At 63.1% G+C, this 15,719-nt stretch carries 14 protein-coding genes; 7 read left to right on the top strand and 7 right to left on the bottom strand.

The window, feature by feature from the left end:
* Positions 1-60: 60 nt before the first annotated feature.
* From GM658_RS01070 to GM658_RS01055, 4 genes are all read right to left on the bottom strand, one after another.
* Positions 61-963: a tetratricopeptide repeat protein gene (locus tag GM658_RS01070; protein ID WP_155452162.1), complete on the bottom strand. Its 903-nt coding sequence runs from the start codon at positions 961-963 to the stop codon at positions 61-63.
* Positions 960-2,102 carry an HAF repeat-containing protein gene (locus tag GM658_RS01065; RefSeq protein WP_155452161.1) on the bottom strand — a complete coding sequence of 381 codons (1,143 nt, stop codon included), beginning with the start codon at positions 2,100-2,102 and terminating at the stop codon, positions 960-962. The genes GM658_RS01070 and GM658_RS01065 overlap by 4 nt, the downstream gene beginning before the upstream one ends.
* Positions 2,099-3,208, bottom strand: coding sequence for an HAF repeat-containing protein (locus GM658_RS01060; RefSeq protein WP_155452160.1), 1,110 nt, complete (start codon positions 3,206-3,208; stop codon positions 2,099-2,101). Before GM658_RS01060 ends, GM658_RS01065 begins: the two co-directional genes overlap by 4 nt.
* A gap of 78 nt (positions 3,209-3,286) precedes the next feature.
* Positions 3,287-3,628 (bottom strand): zinc ribbon domain-containing protein YjdM, encoded by a 342-nt coding sequence (locus GM658_RS01055; protein WP_155452159.1) that lies wholly within the window; start codon positions 3,626-3,628, stop codon positions 3,287-3,289.
* A 10-nt stretch (positions 3,629-3,638) separates the two neighbouring features.
* Here GM658_RS01055 and GM658_RS01050 point away from each other — a divergent pair, with 10 nt between their 5' ends.
* Positions 3,639-4,307, top strand: a complete 669-nt coding sequence (locus tag GM658_RS01050; RefSeq protein ID WP_155452158.1) for a GNAT family N-acetyltransferase — start codon at positions 3,639-3,641, stop codon at positions 4,305-4,307.
* Here the strand turns inward: GM658_RS01050 and GM658_RS01045 are convergent, their stop codons facing one another.
* Together GM658_RS01045 and ppc are read right to left on the bottom strand one after the other, a co-directional pair.
* Positions 4,308-4,928 carry a GIN domain-containing protein gene (locus GM658_RS01045; protein ID WP_155452157.1) on the bottom strand — a complete coding sequence of 207 codons (621 nt, stop codon included), beginning with the start codon at positions 4,926-4,928 and terminating at the stop codon, positions 4,308-4,310.
* Positions 4,929-5,024: 96 nt separating this feature from the next.
* Positions 5,025-7,841, bottom strand: a complete 2,817-nt coding sequence (gene ppc, locus GM658_RS01040; RefSeq protein WP_155452156.1) for a phosphoenolpyruvate carboxylase — start codon at positions 7,839-7,841, stop codon at positions 5,025-5,027.
* Positions 7,842-8,006: 165 nt separating this feature from the next.
* On the opposite strand from ppc, the gene hemC reads away from it, so the two are divergent.
* The 6 genes from hemC (at position 8,007) to GM658_RS01010 (ending at position 14,484) form a co-directional block, all read left to right on the top strand.
* Positions 8,007-8,990 (top strand): hydroxymethylbilane synthase, encoded by a 984-nt coding sequence (hemC, locus tag GM658_RS01035; RefSeq protein ID WP_155452155.1) that lies wholly within the window; start codon positions 8,007-8,009, stop codon positions 8,988-8,990.
* An 84-nt stretch (positions 8,991-9,074) separates the two neighbouring features.
* The gene (locus tag GM658_RS01030) at positions 9,075-9,839 is read left to right on the top strand and encodes a uroporphyrinogen-III synthase (protein WP_155452154.1); all 765 of its coding nucleotides are present in this window, start codon (positions 9,075-9,077) and stop codon (positions 9,837-9,839) included.
* Positions 9,836-11,005, top strand: a complete 1,170-nt coding sequence (locus tag GM658_RS01025; protein ID WP_155452153.1) for a uroporphyrinogen-III C-methyltransferase — start codon at positions 9,836-9,838, stop codon at positions 11,003-11,005. The genes GM658_RS01030 and GM658_RS01025 overlap by 4 nt, the downstream gene beginning before the upstream one ends.
* A complete protein-coding gene (locus GM658_RS01020; RefSeq protein WP_155452152.1) occupies positions 11,005-12,201 on the top strand; it encodes a heme biosynthesis protein HemY in 1,197 nt (398 codons plus the stop codon). Before GM658_RS01025 ends, GM658_RS01020 begins: the two co-directional genes overlap by 1 nt.
* A gap of 84 nt (positions 12,202-12,285) precedes the next feature.
* Positions 12,286-12,822, top strand: a complete 537-nt coding sequence (ppa, locus tag GM658_RS01015) for an inorganic diphosphatase (protein WP_155452151.1) — start codon at positions 12,286-12,288, stop codon at positions 12,820-12,822.
* An 84-nt stretch (positions 12,823-12,906) separates the two neighbouring features.
* On the top strand, positions 12,907-14,484 hold the full coding sequence (locus tag GM658_RS01010; protein WP_155452150.1) for an FAD-dependent oxidoreductase: 1,578 nt from the start codon (positions 12,907-12,909) through the stop codon (positions 14,482-14,484).
* On the opposite strand, the gene GM658_RS01005 is transcribed toward GM658_RS01010, so the two are convergent.
* Entirely contained in the window at positions 14,485-15,606 is a 1,122-nt protein-coding gene (locus GM658_RS01005; RefSeq protein WP_155452149.1) for a GNAT family N-acetyltransferase, read from the bottom strand.
* Positions 15,607-15,719: the final 113 nt, after the last annotated feature.

Here is a 15,719-nt window from a genome sequence, read left to right as displayed (position 1 = left end):
TATAGGATGACGAGGACAAGCACGATGGTTGCCATCTTGGATCGTGACATGATGTCCTCCCTAGCGCTCAGTTCTCAATAGAGGAGGGTTGCAAAGTTCGCACTCCCCATCCTTGGGCGAGGCATTCGTTCCTGCTTGCGCAAGAATTCGTTTCACCTCGTTCTTACGAGCCGCGATCAATGTTCGTTCTGAACTGCCATATCGCAGGGCTGCGTCATACAGCACATCGGCCGTTTCCACGGCACCCGCAAGCAATTCAAGGTTGGCCCAATCGAGCAGCATCCCAGCCACCATTGGATCTGGCGCAGCGACGAATTCTATCCGCTCCAGCAATTGGAAGCGCAGCGCATATCCGACCGCAAATAAGGAAAGCTGTTTGCCATCATTCCCGAATGGTAGAGCCGCTGGCCGTATCGGCATTGCGTCATTGCCGAAATCGAGATTGAGAATAGAGTGGCCTGGTGCTGGCGTTGGGTGTTGCCCCAATTTCGCCTTCAGGATCTGGATATGCAGCCATTCAGTTCCGAAGTGATCTTCGGGATTTCGTTTCACTCCCTCGACGATCCATTTGAGTGCATCTTCATTTCGCCCCAATAGTTCGTATGCAGTCCCGATGTTGGAAGCGGTTTGGTAATTGCCCGGATACTTCTGCTCCACGAATTGAAGAAGCTTCACCGCCTCAGGAAGTTTTCCGAATCGGATCAGGACAGCGGATAGATTGATCAGATTATCGAACGAAGGCGATTTGCGCGTCGCCGCCACGGTCCTGTGCGACCAGGCGATCAAATTGTCTTTGTTTGTTCGAGTGGCCAGGTAAGGCTTTAGATTCTGCCCTGTGTAACTTATTGGCGAGATGCGTTCGCCCCGGTGGTTCGTGCCAATTTCGTTGATGCAGGCGCTGGCGCGAGGTGACACGGTGAGGGCGGCCGTGAGAATGAACAGCAGGAGTGCGTAAATCTTCATGCGATGGAGAGCATCAAGCGCTTGCTGAAGTCGATGCCTTCACGCAGGTGTTCGCGGATTTTGTAGAGGAAGAATGTTGCCAGCACAGCCAGGAAGGCGCAGGTCAGCATGTCCACCGGCGCTGGCCAGCCGAGCGGTTCCACTTTGTTGTGCGCGACGCGCGCTGCGCGCATTTGCCTTGCCATGGCGCCGGCGCCGATGATCTGGCCGTCGTCGGTGATACGGCGGGCGAGATCGAAGCGGCCGAAGTTGTCGCGCACCTGCATCTGGCCTTTGCTGTACACGAAAACCAGCGGGGCGTCGCGGCCCCAGACGCGCACGTTGCCGACGATGTCGCCATTGTTGTTGATTGCGGTGGCGAAGCTGTTCCCCCGGTTCATCATCACACCCAGGTCCACTGTGCGCAGGCCGTCGTAGCTGAATGCGTGCCAGCTGCGATCTGGCATCTGCATGGTGCCGACTACGACGCCGTGATCGTTGACGGCCATTGCGACGCTGTGTCGGTCTCCGACGTCCGGGATCTCGATCATGCCGATGCCGGGCTTGTACATGAAGGCGCGGCGAAAGCCATTGGCGCGGTCGGCGGCTCCCACTACAACGTCATGGTCATTAATGCCCAGTGCGTAGCTGTTCTTGCCGCCGAAAGTGCCCAGGTCCAGCATGGTGATGCCGGTGTCGATGAAAGCGTGGTAGCTGCCGTCGTAAGTGTCCGCATGGCCGGCGATGTGGCCTTGTTCATTGATTGCGGTGCCCGCGCTGCTGGCGCCGCCCAGCGTATCGAGTTCGCGCAGGCCGTTGCGCTTGTCGAAGCGGTAGGCGTGCCAGGTGAAGTCGGCCGCCTGGGCGGAGCCCGTGACGACGCCCGCGCCGTTGATCGCGGCTGCCGTGCTTTCTTCGCCGCCAAACGTGCCGATGTCGTAGCGCTGGCCGCCGGAACGCAGGAAGGCTTGCCGGGCGCCGTAGCCGGTGATCGACTCGAGGATCGTGTCGCCGGCCGGGTTCGTGTCCTTGGCGACGATGGATTCGGACATCGATCCGCCGAACGGGCCGGCCTGGGCTGCGCCCGCCAACAGCGCAGCAGCCAGCGCCAATACGGGGGCCAGGCGCGCGGACAATTTCAGGGAAGCGCTGCGCATCATGCCAGCGACAGCATCTTGATGCCGAAGTCGAATCCTTTGCGAATACGGTCGCGCACTTTGAACGCTGCCACGGCCGCGATAATGGCCAGGAAACCGAGGGTGAGCCAGTCAACCGGCTTGAGCCCATGGTCCGGACGTGCCGAATCGAGTGAATTGGATTTCAGCACGTGGCCTGTGTAGGACGAACCGATCACCGTGCCGTCTTCGGTAATGTCGCGGGTCAGGTACAGGCTTTCATATCCCGAGCGTACCTGCATCTGGCCGTTCTTGTAAATGAAGGTGTGCGGCGCATCGTGGTCTTTGATGCGTACGGTGCCGACGATATCGCCGTGGTTGTTGATGCCGTTGGCGAAGCTGGAGCCCTGGGCGATCATGGCGCCAAGGTCGATCATGCGGCCATGCTCGTACATGAAGGCATGCCAGCTGCGGTCGGGCATTTCAGATGCACCGACGACGACACCGTGGTCGTTCACGCCGGTCGCTACGCTGACGCGGCCGCCCAGCGTGGGGAGTTCGATCATGCCGCTGCCTGGCTTGTACAGGAAGGCGCGGCGGTAGCCGTTCGGCAGCTGGGCGGCGCCGACCACGTAGCCGTCGCCGTTGATGGCGGTGGCGTAGCTGTTCTTGCCGCCGAAGGTGCCCAGGTCCAGCATCGTGATGCCGGTGTCGACGAAGGCGTGGTAGTTGCCGTCCGCGGTGTCGGCATAGCCGACGATATGGCCGGACTGATTGAGAGCGGTGCCGACGCTGCTGGTGCCGCCCAGCGTGCCGAGGTCGCGCATGCCAAGGGCTTCGTCGTAGCGGAAGGCGTGCCAGGCGTTGCCGGCGGTGAGTGCGCCGCCGGTGACGACGCCCTGGTTGTTGACGGCATTGGCGGTGCTGTCGCTGCCACCGAGGGTGCCGAGTTCGATATGCCGGCCATGGGACATCAGGATGGCGCGGCGGCGGCCATCTTCATCCTTGATCTCGCCGACCCATTCACCTGCTGCGTTAATGCCGGTCATGGTACTGGACTCTGACCTTCCTTCACCCATCGGACCGGCGGCGTAGGTGGCGGCGAAGGGCAGGGCCAGGGCAATGGCCAGCGCAAGCGAAGCAGACTTCATGGGCAGTCTCCGGAAATGAGAATTGTTTCCGGAGACTATACGGGAATATTGTTAGAAAATATTCTCAAATTGTAATGGTCAGACCTTGCGGACAAATTCCGATTTCAGACTCATGGCGCCGAAGCCGTCGATCTTGCAGTCGATGTCGTGGTCGCTGTCGACCAGGCGGATGTTCTTGACCTTGGTGCCTTGCTTGATCACGCCGCCGGAGCCTTTTGGTTTCAGGTCCTTGATCACGGTGACGGTGTCGCCATCTTGCAGGATGGCGCCGACGGCGTCCTTGTAGACGCGTGCGGTTTCGGGAGCTGCTTCGGCGGCCTGTTTTGGCCACTCGTGGGCGCATTCAGGGCAAACAAAGTTATCGCCGTCCTCATAGGTATACTCGGACTGGCATTTTGGGCAGGCTGGGAAATTAGACATTGGAACTCACATGCAGGAATTGGAAAACCCGATCTGGGCCGCGCTGAATAGCGCACAGCAACATTTTAACATTCCGACAGGTGCGGCCTGCCGCTATCCGGCCGAGGTGGCGCCGTTTTGCGCGGTGGCGGAGCAGGGTGTGACGCTGTCCGCAGAGGACCTGGCCGGCGTGGGCGACGGCTATTATTTTCTTGGTGCGATGCCATCGCTGCCGGAGGGCTGGTCGCTGCAGCCGCTGTCCGGTGTGCTGCAAATGGTGTACGAAGGCGGTCCCGTCGAGGCGCCCGACGCCTCCGCAATCCGCGTGCTGGCTGCCGATGATCCGGCGATGGTGGAGCTGACCAATATCGCCTTTCCCGGTTACTTCCGCTCGCGCACAGGTGAGATGGGCAAGTACGCCGGCATGCACGATGAAGGCGGCAGGCTGATTGCGCTGAGCGGGGAACGCATGGACCTGGGCCAGCTGCGCGAGGTGAGTGCGGTGTGCACCCATCCTGACTTCACGGGGCGAGGCTATGCACGGCGGCTGGTGGAATACATCATGTATGGCATGCAGCAGCAGGGCGTGCGCCCCATGCTGCATGTCGGCGCGGCCAACGCCCGGGCGCAGGGGCTTTACCGTTCGATGGGCTATGTCGCCACGCGCGAGCTGCCCCACGCGCGGCTGGTGCGCGTCTGATCAGTCGCCGGCGGTGATGCTGCCCAGGCCATTGGCCGATTTGTTGAAATGCTTGGGGTGGCCGAAGTACTTGATGCTGCCCATGCCGTTGGCGACCAGGTTCAGGGTATCGCTGGCGTAGACGGTCAGGTCGCCCATGCCGTTGACGTCCATGTCGGCGCGTTCGGCGTGCAGGTCCTTCAGGGTGACCTGGCCCACGCCCTGCGATTTCATGCGCAGCAGTTTGACCTTGCCGCTGGCGTACATGGCGCCGGCGCCTTCAAAACTGATGTCGATCCGTTCGCCGCTGATATTGGTCACGCGCGATTCGCCGGCACCGAGGATGCGGTAGCTGGTCAGCGCCGGCACGGTCACGGTGATGCGGTTGTTTTCCTTGTTGGAGGTGCGCTTGGTTTCGTCGTACACGACGCGCAGTACGCCGCCATTGACGTCGGCGTTGATGCGGCGGATGAAATCCGGCTCGCCGCTGATGGTCACCGATTGCGGCTTGCCGACTTCAACGTAGACGCTCACCGGGCCTTTGACATTGATGCCGTAGAAGGTATCGAACTTGCGGACCTGGTCTTCAGCCAGGGCGAGGGAGGGCAACAGCAGTGCAGCTAACAGCGTCAGGCGGAACATACGATCTCCTCATATGGAAGCGCATGATTATGACTTATCTGTAGATTTTTTGCTAAGCGGGCCCGGAAATTTTCCGGGCCCGTTTGCCAAAGGCGTTTAGCCGGTGTTGCGCAGGCCGGCAGCAACGCCATTGATGGACAGGTGGATGCCGCGGTTGACGCGCGGATCGAGCCTGTCCTCCTCATTACCCAGCGCGCGGCGGCGCTTGATCAGTTCCACCTGCAGGTGGTTCAGCGGATCGAGGTAAGGGAAGCGGTTGGTGATGGAGCGCGCCAGCAGCGGGTTGCCTGCCAGGCGGTCCGTGGTGCCGGTGATCGCCTCCAGGCAGCCGAGGGTCTGGTGGTATTCCTCGGTAATGCGCTTGAAGATGCGTTCACGCAGTTCCTTGTCCGTCACCAGCTCGGCGTAGCGCGAGGCGATCGCCAGGTCGGTCTTGGCCAGCACCATGTCCATATTGGAGAGCAGGGTGGCGAAGAACGGCCAGTGCTGGAACATGTCGCGCAGCTGCGCGGTGCGTTCTTCCTTGTTGCCGGCCGCGATCCAGGCGGCGATGGCGGAACCGAAACCGTACCAGCCCGGCAGCAGCAGGCGGCACTGGCCCCAGCTGAAGCCCCAGGGGATGGCGCGCAAGTCTTCGATGCGGCGCGTCGATTTACGGGAAGCCGGGCGCGAACCGAGGTTCAGTTCCGCGATTTCCGCAATCGGGGTGGCCGCGAAGAAGTAGTCGGTGAAGCCCGGGGTTTCGTACACCAGGTTGCGGTACGCCTTGTAAGCCAGTTCGGAGATTTCCGCCATCGCTTTTTCGAAGCCGGCCAGGCGTGGACCGTGGCAGGCATCGGCCGGCTGGGGCATCAGGCTCGCTTCCAGCGTGGAGCAGACCAGCAGCTCCAGGTTGCGGCGGCCGATTTCGGCGTTGGAGAACTTGGAAGCGATGATTTCGCCCTGTTCGGTCAAGCGCAGCTGGCCGTTGACGGTGCCTTTCGGCTGCGCCAGGATCGCCTCGTAGCTTGGGCCGCCGCCGCGGCCGACGGTGCCGCCGCGGCCGTGGAACAGGCGCAGCTTGACGCCAGCCTTGGCGAAGATCTCCACCAGGGCCAGTTCGGCCTTGTACAGCTCCCAGTTGGAGGTCATGAAGCCGCCGTCCTTGTTGGAGTCGGAGTATCCCAGCATGACTTCCTGGATCATGCCCTGCTTGGCGATCAGCTTCTGCACCATCGGCACCGCCATCAGGGTTTCCATGATGCCGGCAGCGCGCTGCAGGTCGGGGATGGTCTCAAACAGCGGGATCACCATCAGGTCCGAGATGTATTCGCCATCGGCGCCCTTGCGCAGCAGGCCGGTCTCCTGCTGCAGGACGAATACTTCCAGCAGGTCGGACACGGTCTCGGTGTGCGAGATGATGTAGTTGCGGATGGCGCGCTTGCCGTAACGCTGGCGGATGTCATGCGCCGTGCGCAGGATGGTCAGTTCCGAGGTGGTCTCGTCCGAGTAGTCGATGTACGGCGAATACAGCAGGCGTGGTTGCGCTAACTCCGACAGCAGCAGCTTGACCTTGGCATCTTCGTCGAGCGCCGAGTAGTCGGCCTGTACGCCGGACTTGGCGAACAGCTCGGCCAGCACGCGCTCGTGGATGTCGGACGACTGGCGCATGTCCAGCGATGCCAGGTGGAAGCCGAAGATGTCGGCCGCGCGCTTGAGCGTGGTCAGGCGAGGGCGGGCCAGCACGGAGCCGTGGTTGGCGTCCAGCGAATCGATCAGCACCTGCAGGTCGGCCGAGAAATCGGCAGGGCAAGGGTATGGCTCGGCATGGCCGACTTCCTTGCGCAGGATATTGGTGGCGCCGAGGGCGCGCGCAGTGGCGGCTAGGCGGGCATACATGCCGATCAGGGCGCGGCGGTAAGGCTCGTCCTTGCGGTGGTCGGAAGTGTCGGTCGAGGCGTCGGACAGGGCTTGCAGTTGGTCCGAGCAGCCGATCATCAGGGTCGACACCGACAGCTCGGCGCCCAGGGCGTGGGTTTCGTCGAGGTAGAAGTCGAGGATGGTGGTGGCCTGGCGTTCCAGCGCGTGCTGCATGGTGCCGGCGTTGACGTTCGGGTTGCCGTCGCGGTCACCGCCGATCCAGCTGCCCATCTGCACGTACGAAGCGTCGATGGCAGGCGCAGGGCCGTAATGCTCGGCGATCTCGGTCTCGATATCGTCGTACAGGGCTGGCAGCTCGCGCAGGAAGGTGATCCGGTAGTAGGACAGGGCGTTGTCGATTTCGTCGGCCACGGTCAGCTTGGAGTAGCGCAGCATGCGGGTCTGCCACAGCGTCGCGATGCGGGCGCGCAGCATGTGCAGGTTGGCGCTGCTCTCTTTTGGCGTCAGCGGCAGGTCGCGCTGGGCCAGCAGGCGGGCGATATCGTGTTCCGCGTCCAGGATGGACTTGCGCTGCACCTCGGTCGGGTGGGCGGTCAGGACGGGGGAAATCAAGGCTTCCTTGAAGAAGCTGGTCACGGTGTCCAGTTCGACGCCGGATTCTTTCAGCTTGTCGAGCGCAAAGCTGATGCTGCCCCGTTGCGGCGCCGAGCCGGCCAGCAGGTGGGCGCGGCGGCGGCGGATGTGATGCTGGTCTTCCGCAATATTGGCCAGGTGGGAGAAGTAGGAAAAGGCGCGCACCACCGTAATGGTCTGCTCGCGCGTCAGGATCTTCAGCATGCCGTCCAGTTCCTTGGCGGCGCCGGCATCGGCTTCGCGGCGGAAGCGGACGGCGGTCTGGCGAATGGTCTCGACGACGGCGAATACTTCTTCGCCTTCCTGTTCCCGCAGGACGTCGCCCAGCAGGCGGCCCAGCAGGCGGATATCTTCTTTCAATGGGGCGTCTTTATCAACGCTCTGGTTTTGTTCGTCTGTTGCACTTACTTGATTTGCCATAGTTAATCAATCAAAAGATAAGAATGGTCGTGCAAAAGGCTTGTGGCCGCAGTCTGCATAGGGGCGCGCATGCTAGAATTTGTGGTCCCAATCATGCGCAATAAACTGGTGAACGCCGGTTTGGCGCTAGCAACAGCGAAAGAACTGGTTTTGAATACTCCCGAAATGGCCCAACAGCACCCTTCCAAATTGGTGATCGCATCGCGCGAAAGCCGCCTCGCCATGTGGCAGGCCGAGCATGTTCGCGCGCGCTTGTCTCAATTATATCCGCAGTGCAGCATCGAGATCCTGGGCATGACAACCCGGGGTGACCAGATCCTCGATCGCGCCCTGTCGAAGGTAGGCGGCAAGGGCCTTTTTGTGAAGGAATTGGAGGTGGCGATGGCAGAGGGCCGTGCCGACCTGGCCGTCCACTCGCTGAAGGATGTACCGATGGAACTGCCGGAAGGATTCGCCCTGGCGGCAGTGCTGGAACGGGAAGACCCGCGCGACGCCTTCGTTTCGAACGATTACTCCTCGCTGGCCGACCTGCCGGCCGGCGCCATCGTTGGCACCAGCAGCCTGCGTCGCCAGGCCCTGATTTCGGCGCGCTACCCGCAGCTGGTCATCAAGCCTTTGCGCGGCAACCTGGATACCCGCCTGGGCAAATTGGACCGCGGCGATTACGCCGCCATCATCCTGGCCGCCGCCGGCCTGAAACGCCTTGGCCTGCCGCAGCGCATCAAATCGCTGCTGGCGCCGGAAGATTCGCTGCCGGCCGCAGGGCAGGGCGCGATGGCGATCGAAATCGCAGAACGCAAGGACGGCCTGGACATGAAAGCCATCCTGGCGCCGTTGAACGACTTGCCGACCGCGCAAGCCGTGACGGCAGAACGCAAGGTCTCCAAGGTGTTTGGCGGCTCCTGCCAGGTCCCGCTGGCAGCCTTCGCCAAGGTAGACGGCAGCCAGATGCACCTGCGCGCCATGGTCGCTACCCCTGACGGCACCCGCGTCGCCCGCGCCGAAGTCACCGGCGCCGCCACCGACGCCGAAGCCTTGGGCGCCCAAGCCGCCGAGCAACTGCGCGCCCAGGACGCCGAAGCCATCCTCGCCGTTTGCGCCGCCGAGCAAGCCGACGCCATGAACCCCAACGCCGCCCCCTCGGCCTGATCCGCCCAGGATGCCAGCAAAATCCAGCAACGCCAGCACACGCGGGTCAGACCCTTGGGCCTGACCCAGATTTACCGGGTTTAAATGCCAAGCCGAGTCATCCTCACCCGCCCGCAAGCCCAGGCCGAACCCCTGGCCAGCCGCATTCGCGCCCTCGGCCGCGAGGTGGAGGTGCTGCCCCTGCTTGAAATCACCCCGCTGCCCGATCAGGCCCCGTTAAGCGCAGCGCTGGCCAAGCTTGCCAGCTACCAGTTGGCCGCATTCGTCTCCCCGAACGCCATCGACGCCGCCTTCGCCCACATCCCGGCATGGCCCAAAGGCCTGCAAGCCGCCGTCGTAGGCGAGGGCAGCCGGCAAGCCCTGATCGCCAAAGGCGTCCCCGCCAGCCGGATCGCCAGCCCGGCCGACCCCGCCCACAGCGACACCGAACACCTGCTGCAAGCGCTCGACCTGCCAGCCCTGCGCGGCGCCAAGGTCCTGATCGTGCGCGGCGAGTCGGGCCGCGAACTGATGGCCGACGCCTTCCGCGCCTCCGGCGCCGAAGTCACCATCCTGCCGGCTTACCGGCGCGCGATTCCGCCGCTGACGCCAGCGCTGGCGGTGCGCCTGGCTGCCTTGGCAGACGAGGGCGCAGACTGGATCATCACCAGTTCCGAAGCCCTGCGCGGTCTTGCCGGCCTGTTAAATCAATTAAACAAGTTGACAATCGTTGCAACTATGCAACATCATCACCTCATCGTCCCCCATTCCCGGATCGCCGAGACGGCGCGGGAGTTGGGCTTCCAGAATGTGACCCTGACAGGATCAGGCGACGAACGGGTGCTCGCCGCGTTACAATCACGTCCATGAACGATTTGCCTAACCAAACTGACAACGTCCCGCCGGCTCCACAATCTGCGCCGGCCGCCGAAACCCCGATCTCCGCCCCAGCTGCGCCAGCGAACCCGCCGGCCCAGGAGCGCGACGCCCTGCGCCAGCCGCTGACCATCGCCGTGGTGGTGATCGGCATCCTGCTGGCCGCGCAAGCCTTCTATTCCAAGAACCAGGTGTTCCGCCTGCGCGAGGAAATGGCGCGCCGCCTGCAGCAGGGCGATAGCCTGAACGGCCAGACCAGCCAGCTCGCCAAGAACGTGCAGGAAACTGCCAAGGAGATCCAGCTGAAAGTAGGCGTGCTGGAAAACCGCCAGCAGGAAGCGCAAGCGCAGCAACTGGCGCTGGAGCAGCTGTACCAGGACATGTCGAAGAACCGCGACGAGTGGGCACTGGCCGAAATCGAGCAAGTGCTGTCCACCGCCAGCCAGCAGCTGCAACTGGCCGGCAACGTGCCGGGCGCCCTGATCGCCCTGCAGAACGCCGACCGCAGCCTGTCCCGTTCCGACAAGCCGCAATTCATCACCATCCGCCGCGCCATCGCCAAGGACATCGACAAGTTGAAGGCGCTGCCGAACGTCGATTCCGTCGGCCTGGCCGTGCGCCTGGATAACGTGATCGCCCAGGTCGACGGCCTGCCGATGATGTCCGACGCCAAGCCAACCCCGCCGGCGCCGCCGGAGCGCAAGCCCGCCGCGCCAGCCAAGGCGAAAGGCAAGGGCAAGGATGCCGCACCTGCGCCAGCCGCCGAAGACCAGGACAGCTGGGGCAATCGCCTGAAGACCGTCTGGCAGGAGTGGAGCAGCGATATGTGGTCGGAAGTGTCGACCCTGATCCGCGTGCGCCGCGTCGATACGCCGGACGCCATCATGCTGGCGCCGGAAGAATCCTTCTTCGTGCGCGAAAACCTGAAACTGCGCCTGCTGAACGCCCGCATGGCCCTGTTGTCCCGCAATGAAGCCGCCTTCCGCGCCGACCTGCTGGCCGCGCAGGAGACACTGACCAAGTACTTCGACACCAAGACCGCGCAGACCAAGAGCGCACAGCAGCTGCTGCGCCAACTGCAAGGCAGCAACCTGTCGATCGAAATGCCGACGCTGGCAGACAGCCTGAACGCAGTACGTAACTACAAGGCGAAGCCATAATGCGTCTCTTTATCTGGCTCGTTGTCATGATGGCCGCGGCCATCGGTATCGCCGTGACGGCTCGCTTCAACCCTGGCAACGTGGTGCTGTTCTATCCGCCGTACCGGGTCGACCTGTCGCTGAACTTCTTCCTGGTGCTGCTGGCGGCATCTTTCATGCTGGTGTACTTCCTGGTGCGCGCCTTCAACGCCACCGTGAACATGCCGCGCAAAGTAGCCGCCTATCGGCAGAACAAGCGTGAACGCGATGGCAACAAGGGCCTGCGCGACGCGCTGAAAGCCCTGTTCGAAGGCCGCTTTGGCCATGCCGAAAAAGCAGCGTTGCGCGCTGCCGAACTGCCGGAAAACGCCGGCGTCGCCGCCCTGATCGGCGCCCGCGCTGCGCACCGCATGCGCCAGCAGGCCCGCCGCGACCAGTGGCTGGCCCGCATCGCCAGCGACAACAGCATGAAAACCGCGCGCCTGATGACCGTGACCGAACTGCTGGTCGACGACCACCAGCCGGAAGCTGCGCTGGAAGCCGTGCGTGAACTGAATGCCAGCGGCACCCGCCACATCCACGCCCTGCAATGGTCCCTGAAGGCCGAGCAGCAAGCCAAGAACTGGCCGGAAGTGCTGCGCTTGGTGCGCCTGCTGGACAAGCACAAGGCCCTGCATCCGGCGCTGTCCGCGCGCCTGCGCGAACTGGCTTACGACGACCTGTTGTCCGATAACGCGCATGATGCGGAATCGCTGCAGCGCGTCTGGGCCACGATCCCGACGGCCGACCGCCTCAAGCCATACGTAGCCTGCCGCGCCGCCACCGCCCTCAACGCCCGTGGCCTGCACGACGAAGCCCGCGTGGTCTGCGAAGAATCGCTGGCAGCCAACTGGGACGAGCGCGTGCTGCGCGCCTACCGCGACGCCGCCGCTCCGGTCGGTTCCGCCGCGCTGCTGGTGCAGATCGAGCATTGCGAAGGCTGGGTGCGCGAGCGCCCGAACGACGCGGAACTGGCGTTGACCCTGGGTTCGCTGTGCCTGAAGCAAAAGCTGTGGGGCAAGGCCCAGCGCTACCTGGAGCAAGCCCTGTCCGACGCCTCCGAAGCGCGCATGGTGCGCGAATCCCACCTCAAGCTGGCGCAGATGCATGAAGCGCTGTCCCAGCCCGAAGAAGCGGCGAACCACTATCGCCAGTGCGCCTTGGCAACTATTTTGTGAATGTGCTGCGCTGCACAAACGGCGCGCACTTCGCTATAATTGCAAGGTTAGACTGTCCAAAAAAGCATTAACCCGAGGAAAATCATGAGCCTGAATAAAGTACCGGCCGGCAAAGACCTGCCGAACGATTTCAACGTCATTATCGAGATCCCGATGAACGCGGATCCGATCAAGTACGAAGTAGACAAAGAATCCGGCGCCATCTTCGTCGACCGTTTCATGGGCACCGCCATGCACTACCCATGCAACTACGGCTACATCCCTAACACCCTGTCCAACGACGGCGACCCGGTCGACGTGCTGGTGATCACTCCATTCCCGCTGATCCCGGGTGTGGTAGTGCGTTGCCGCGCGATCGGCGTGCTGAAGATGACCGACGAATCCGGCGAAGACGCGAAAATCCTGGCCGTTCCAGTCGATAAGATCCTGCCGATCTACAAGCACTGGCAAAAGCCGGAAGACCTGCAAGACCTGCGCCTGCAGCAGATCCAGCACTTCTTCGAACACTACAAAGACCTGGAGCCAGGCAAGTGGGTGAAGGTTGAAGGCTGGTACGGTCCTGAAGAAGCCAAGAAAGAAATCATGCACGGCGTCGCCCAAGCCGCCAAGCAAGAAGGCTGATTCCTGGCCTGATCGAAGAAAGCGCCCCGCGGGGCGCTTTTTTTGTATAGTCGTTGGCGGACACCCTTGCTGGGAGGACGCGAAATGGAAGGTTCATTGTCGATCTGGGCGAAGACCGCCCCCACCGTCGCGCTGCCTGAGCTGAGCGGCGAAGTGCAGGCCGACACCTGCGTCATCGGCGGCGGCATTGCCGGCCTGACGACGGCCTACCTGCTGTCGCTGGAGGGGCAGCGCGTCGTGGTGCTGGAGGCGCGTGAACTGGGCAGCGGCGAAACCGGCCGCACCACCGCCCACCTGATGCCGCCGGACGAGTGGTACCACGGTATCGAACGCGATTTCGGCTCCGTGAACGCCCGGCTGGTGGCGGCGGGCCAGATGGCTGCGATCGACCAGGTGGCGACCATCGTCGGCAGCGAGGGCATCGACTGCGATTTCGAGCGGCTGGATGGCTATTTGTACTCGGCAACCGGCGCCGCCGAAGCGATCCGGCTCGAATGCGAGGCCGCTACCCGCGCCGGGCTGGAAACCGAGTTGATGCCGCAGGTACCTGGCCTGCCGTTTGAAAGCGGAAGCTGCGTGCGGTTTGCACAACTGGCGCAATTCCATCCGCTGAAATATCTCGCCGGATTGTCCGGCTGCATCCGCCGGCGCGACGGGCGTATTTTTTGCGGCAGCCGCGCCACCAGCATCGACCGCGTGGGCGAACGCCTGCATGTGGACGCGGCCGGGGGCAGGGTGGTGGCCCGTTCCGTCGTGGTGGCGACCAATTCCCCGTTCAACAACCGCGTCGTCCTGCACACCAAGCAAAGCGGTTACCGTACCTATGTGATCGGCGTTGAAGTACCGCGCGGTTCGGTGCCGCGCATGCTGCTGTGGGATACCGGCGATCCCTATTACTACGTGCGGCTCGAGTCGAGTGCGGCCAGCCCGGGACATGATGTGCTGGTGGTCGGCGGCTGCGACCACAAGGTCGGGCAAGACCACGATCCGCGCCACCGGCACGACCAACTGGAGGCGTGGGTGCGCCAGCACTTCCCCATGGCGGGCGCGGTAACGCTGCGCTGGTCCGGCGAAGTGATGGAACCCGCAGACGGGCTGCCTTTCCTTGGGCGCAATCCAATGGACGACAACCATGTGTACGTGATCAGCGGCGATTCCGGCACCGGCATGATGAACTGCACGCTGGGCGCAATGATCGTGCGCGACCTGGTCATGGGCCGCGAAAATCCTTGGGCCGACTTGTACGCCCCGTCGCGCAAGCCTTTCCAGGGCGTGACGGAATTCATGCAGGAGCAGGTCAATACGCTGGCGCAGTACGGCGACTGGCTGCGCGGCGGCGAGGTCGAGTCGGCGGTGGAAATCGCACCGGGGCACGGCGCCATCCTGAACCGCGGCGCGAAGAAGCTGGCAGTGTATCGCGACGACGGCGGCGGCTTGCATGCGATGTCGGCGGCATGCACCCATCTCGGCTGCGCGGTGAGTTGGAACCCAGCCGAGCATTCCTGGGATTGCCCTTGCCACGGCTCGCGCTTTTCAGCCGACGGCTCTGTGCTGCATGGACCGGCCAATACGGCGCTGGCGGCGGAGGAGCTGGACGATGACGAAGCCGGCATCCAGCCGGTGCCGGGCCAGCGGGGTAGTATCGAGCGGCCGCCGCGCTAGCTAGCGGCGGAAAGGCGTGCGTTCGTTCAGCTCACTGAGATAGTCGTCGATGCCCCCTGTCTCGCGTTCCAGGAAGCGCTCCACCGCATCGCTGAAGGCAGGGTGCGCGAGCCAGTGGGCCGAGTAGGTCTTCTGCGGCAGGAAGCCGCGCGCCATCTTGTGCTCACCCTGGGCGCCGCCTTCAAAGGTCTGGATGCCGTTGGCGATGCAGAATTCAAGCGGCTGGTAATAAGCGGTTTCGAAATGCAGGCAGGGGATGTGTTCCATCGCGCCCCAGTAGCGGCCGTACAGTGTGTCTGCAGTGTGCACCACCAGCGATGAGGCCACCGGCCGCCCATCGCGCTCGGCGACCACCAGCAGCAGGTTCTGCGGCATGGTGCGAGCCAGCCGCAGCCAGAAATCCAGGTTCAGGTAGGGCGAGGAGCGGTGCTCGGCGTAGGTATTGCTGTAGCAGCGGTGGAAGAAGCGCCAGTCCTGCTCCGTGGTCTCCTGGCCTCGAACCTGACGCATGGTGATGCCGGCTTCGCGCACCTTGCGGCGTTCGGCGCGGATATTCTTGCGCTTCTTATGCTCCAGCGTCTCCAGGAACTGCCCGAAATTTTCGTAGCCCGGGTTCAGCCAGTGGAATTGCACACCGCTGCGCAGCATGAAGCCGGCTTTCGCCAGTTGCTCTGCCTCGTCCTGCGGCGGATAGAGTATATGGGTGGAAGACATGCCGGCAGCTTGCTGCTGCTCGCGCAGGAATTGCACCAGCGCCGTTCGTGCCGATGCATCGCGCGCCAGCAGGCGCGGGCCAGTGACCGGCGTAAAAGGAACCGCCGACAGCAGCTTGGGGTAGTACTCGATGCCATTGCGATGATAGGCATCGGCCCAGGCCCAGTCGAACACGTATTCGCCGTAAGAATGCGCCTTGACGTAAAGCGGCATCGCAGCCACCAGTTCTTCGCCGACATGCACGGCCAGGAATTGCGGCTGCCAGCCAGTTTCCGCCGTCGCGCTGCCGGATTCATGCAATGCATGCAAGAACGCATGTGAGACAAAGGGATTGCCCGCCGTCAGCCGGTCCCATTGAACTGGTTCGACGTCGGCAAGGGAAGAAAGGACGCTGGTTCGATATTCCATCCAGCCATTCTAGCCAAATACAGCCCAGCCCGTGTCCCACCATGGGGTCACACCCGAAATGGGACACGAGCTCGAGAGGAATGTGGCTCAGCTCGTGTCTCAAAACGGGTGTG

Origin of the sequence: Massilia eburnea, from assembly GCF_009720745.1 — a bacterium.
Taxonomy (GTDB): domain Bacteria; phylum Pseudomonadota; class Gammaproteobacteria; order Burkholderiales; family Burkholderiaceae_D; genus Rugamonas; species Rugamonas eburnea.
The sequence above is the reverse complement of the archived record's forward strand: the minus strand, read 5'-3'. Positions and strand labels throughout refer to the sequence as shown.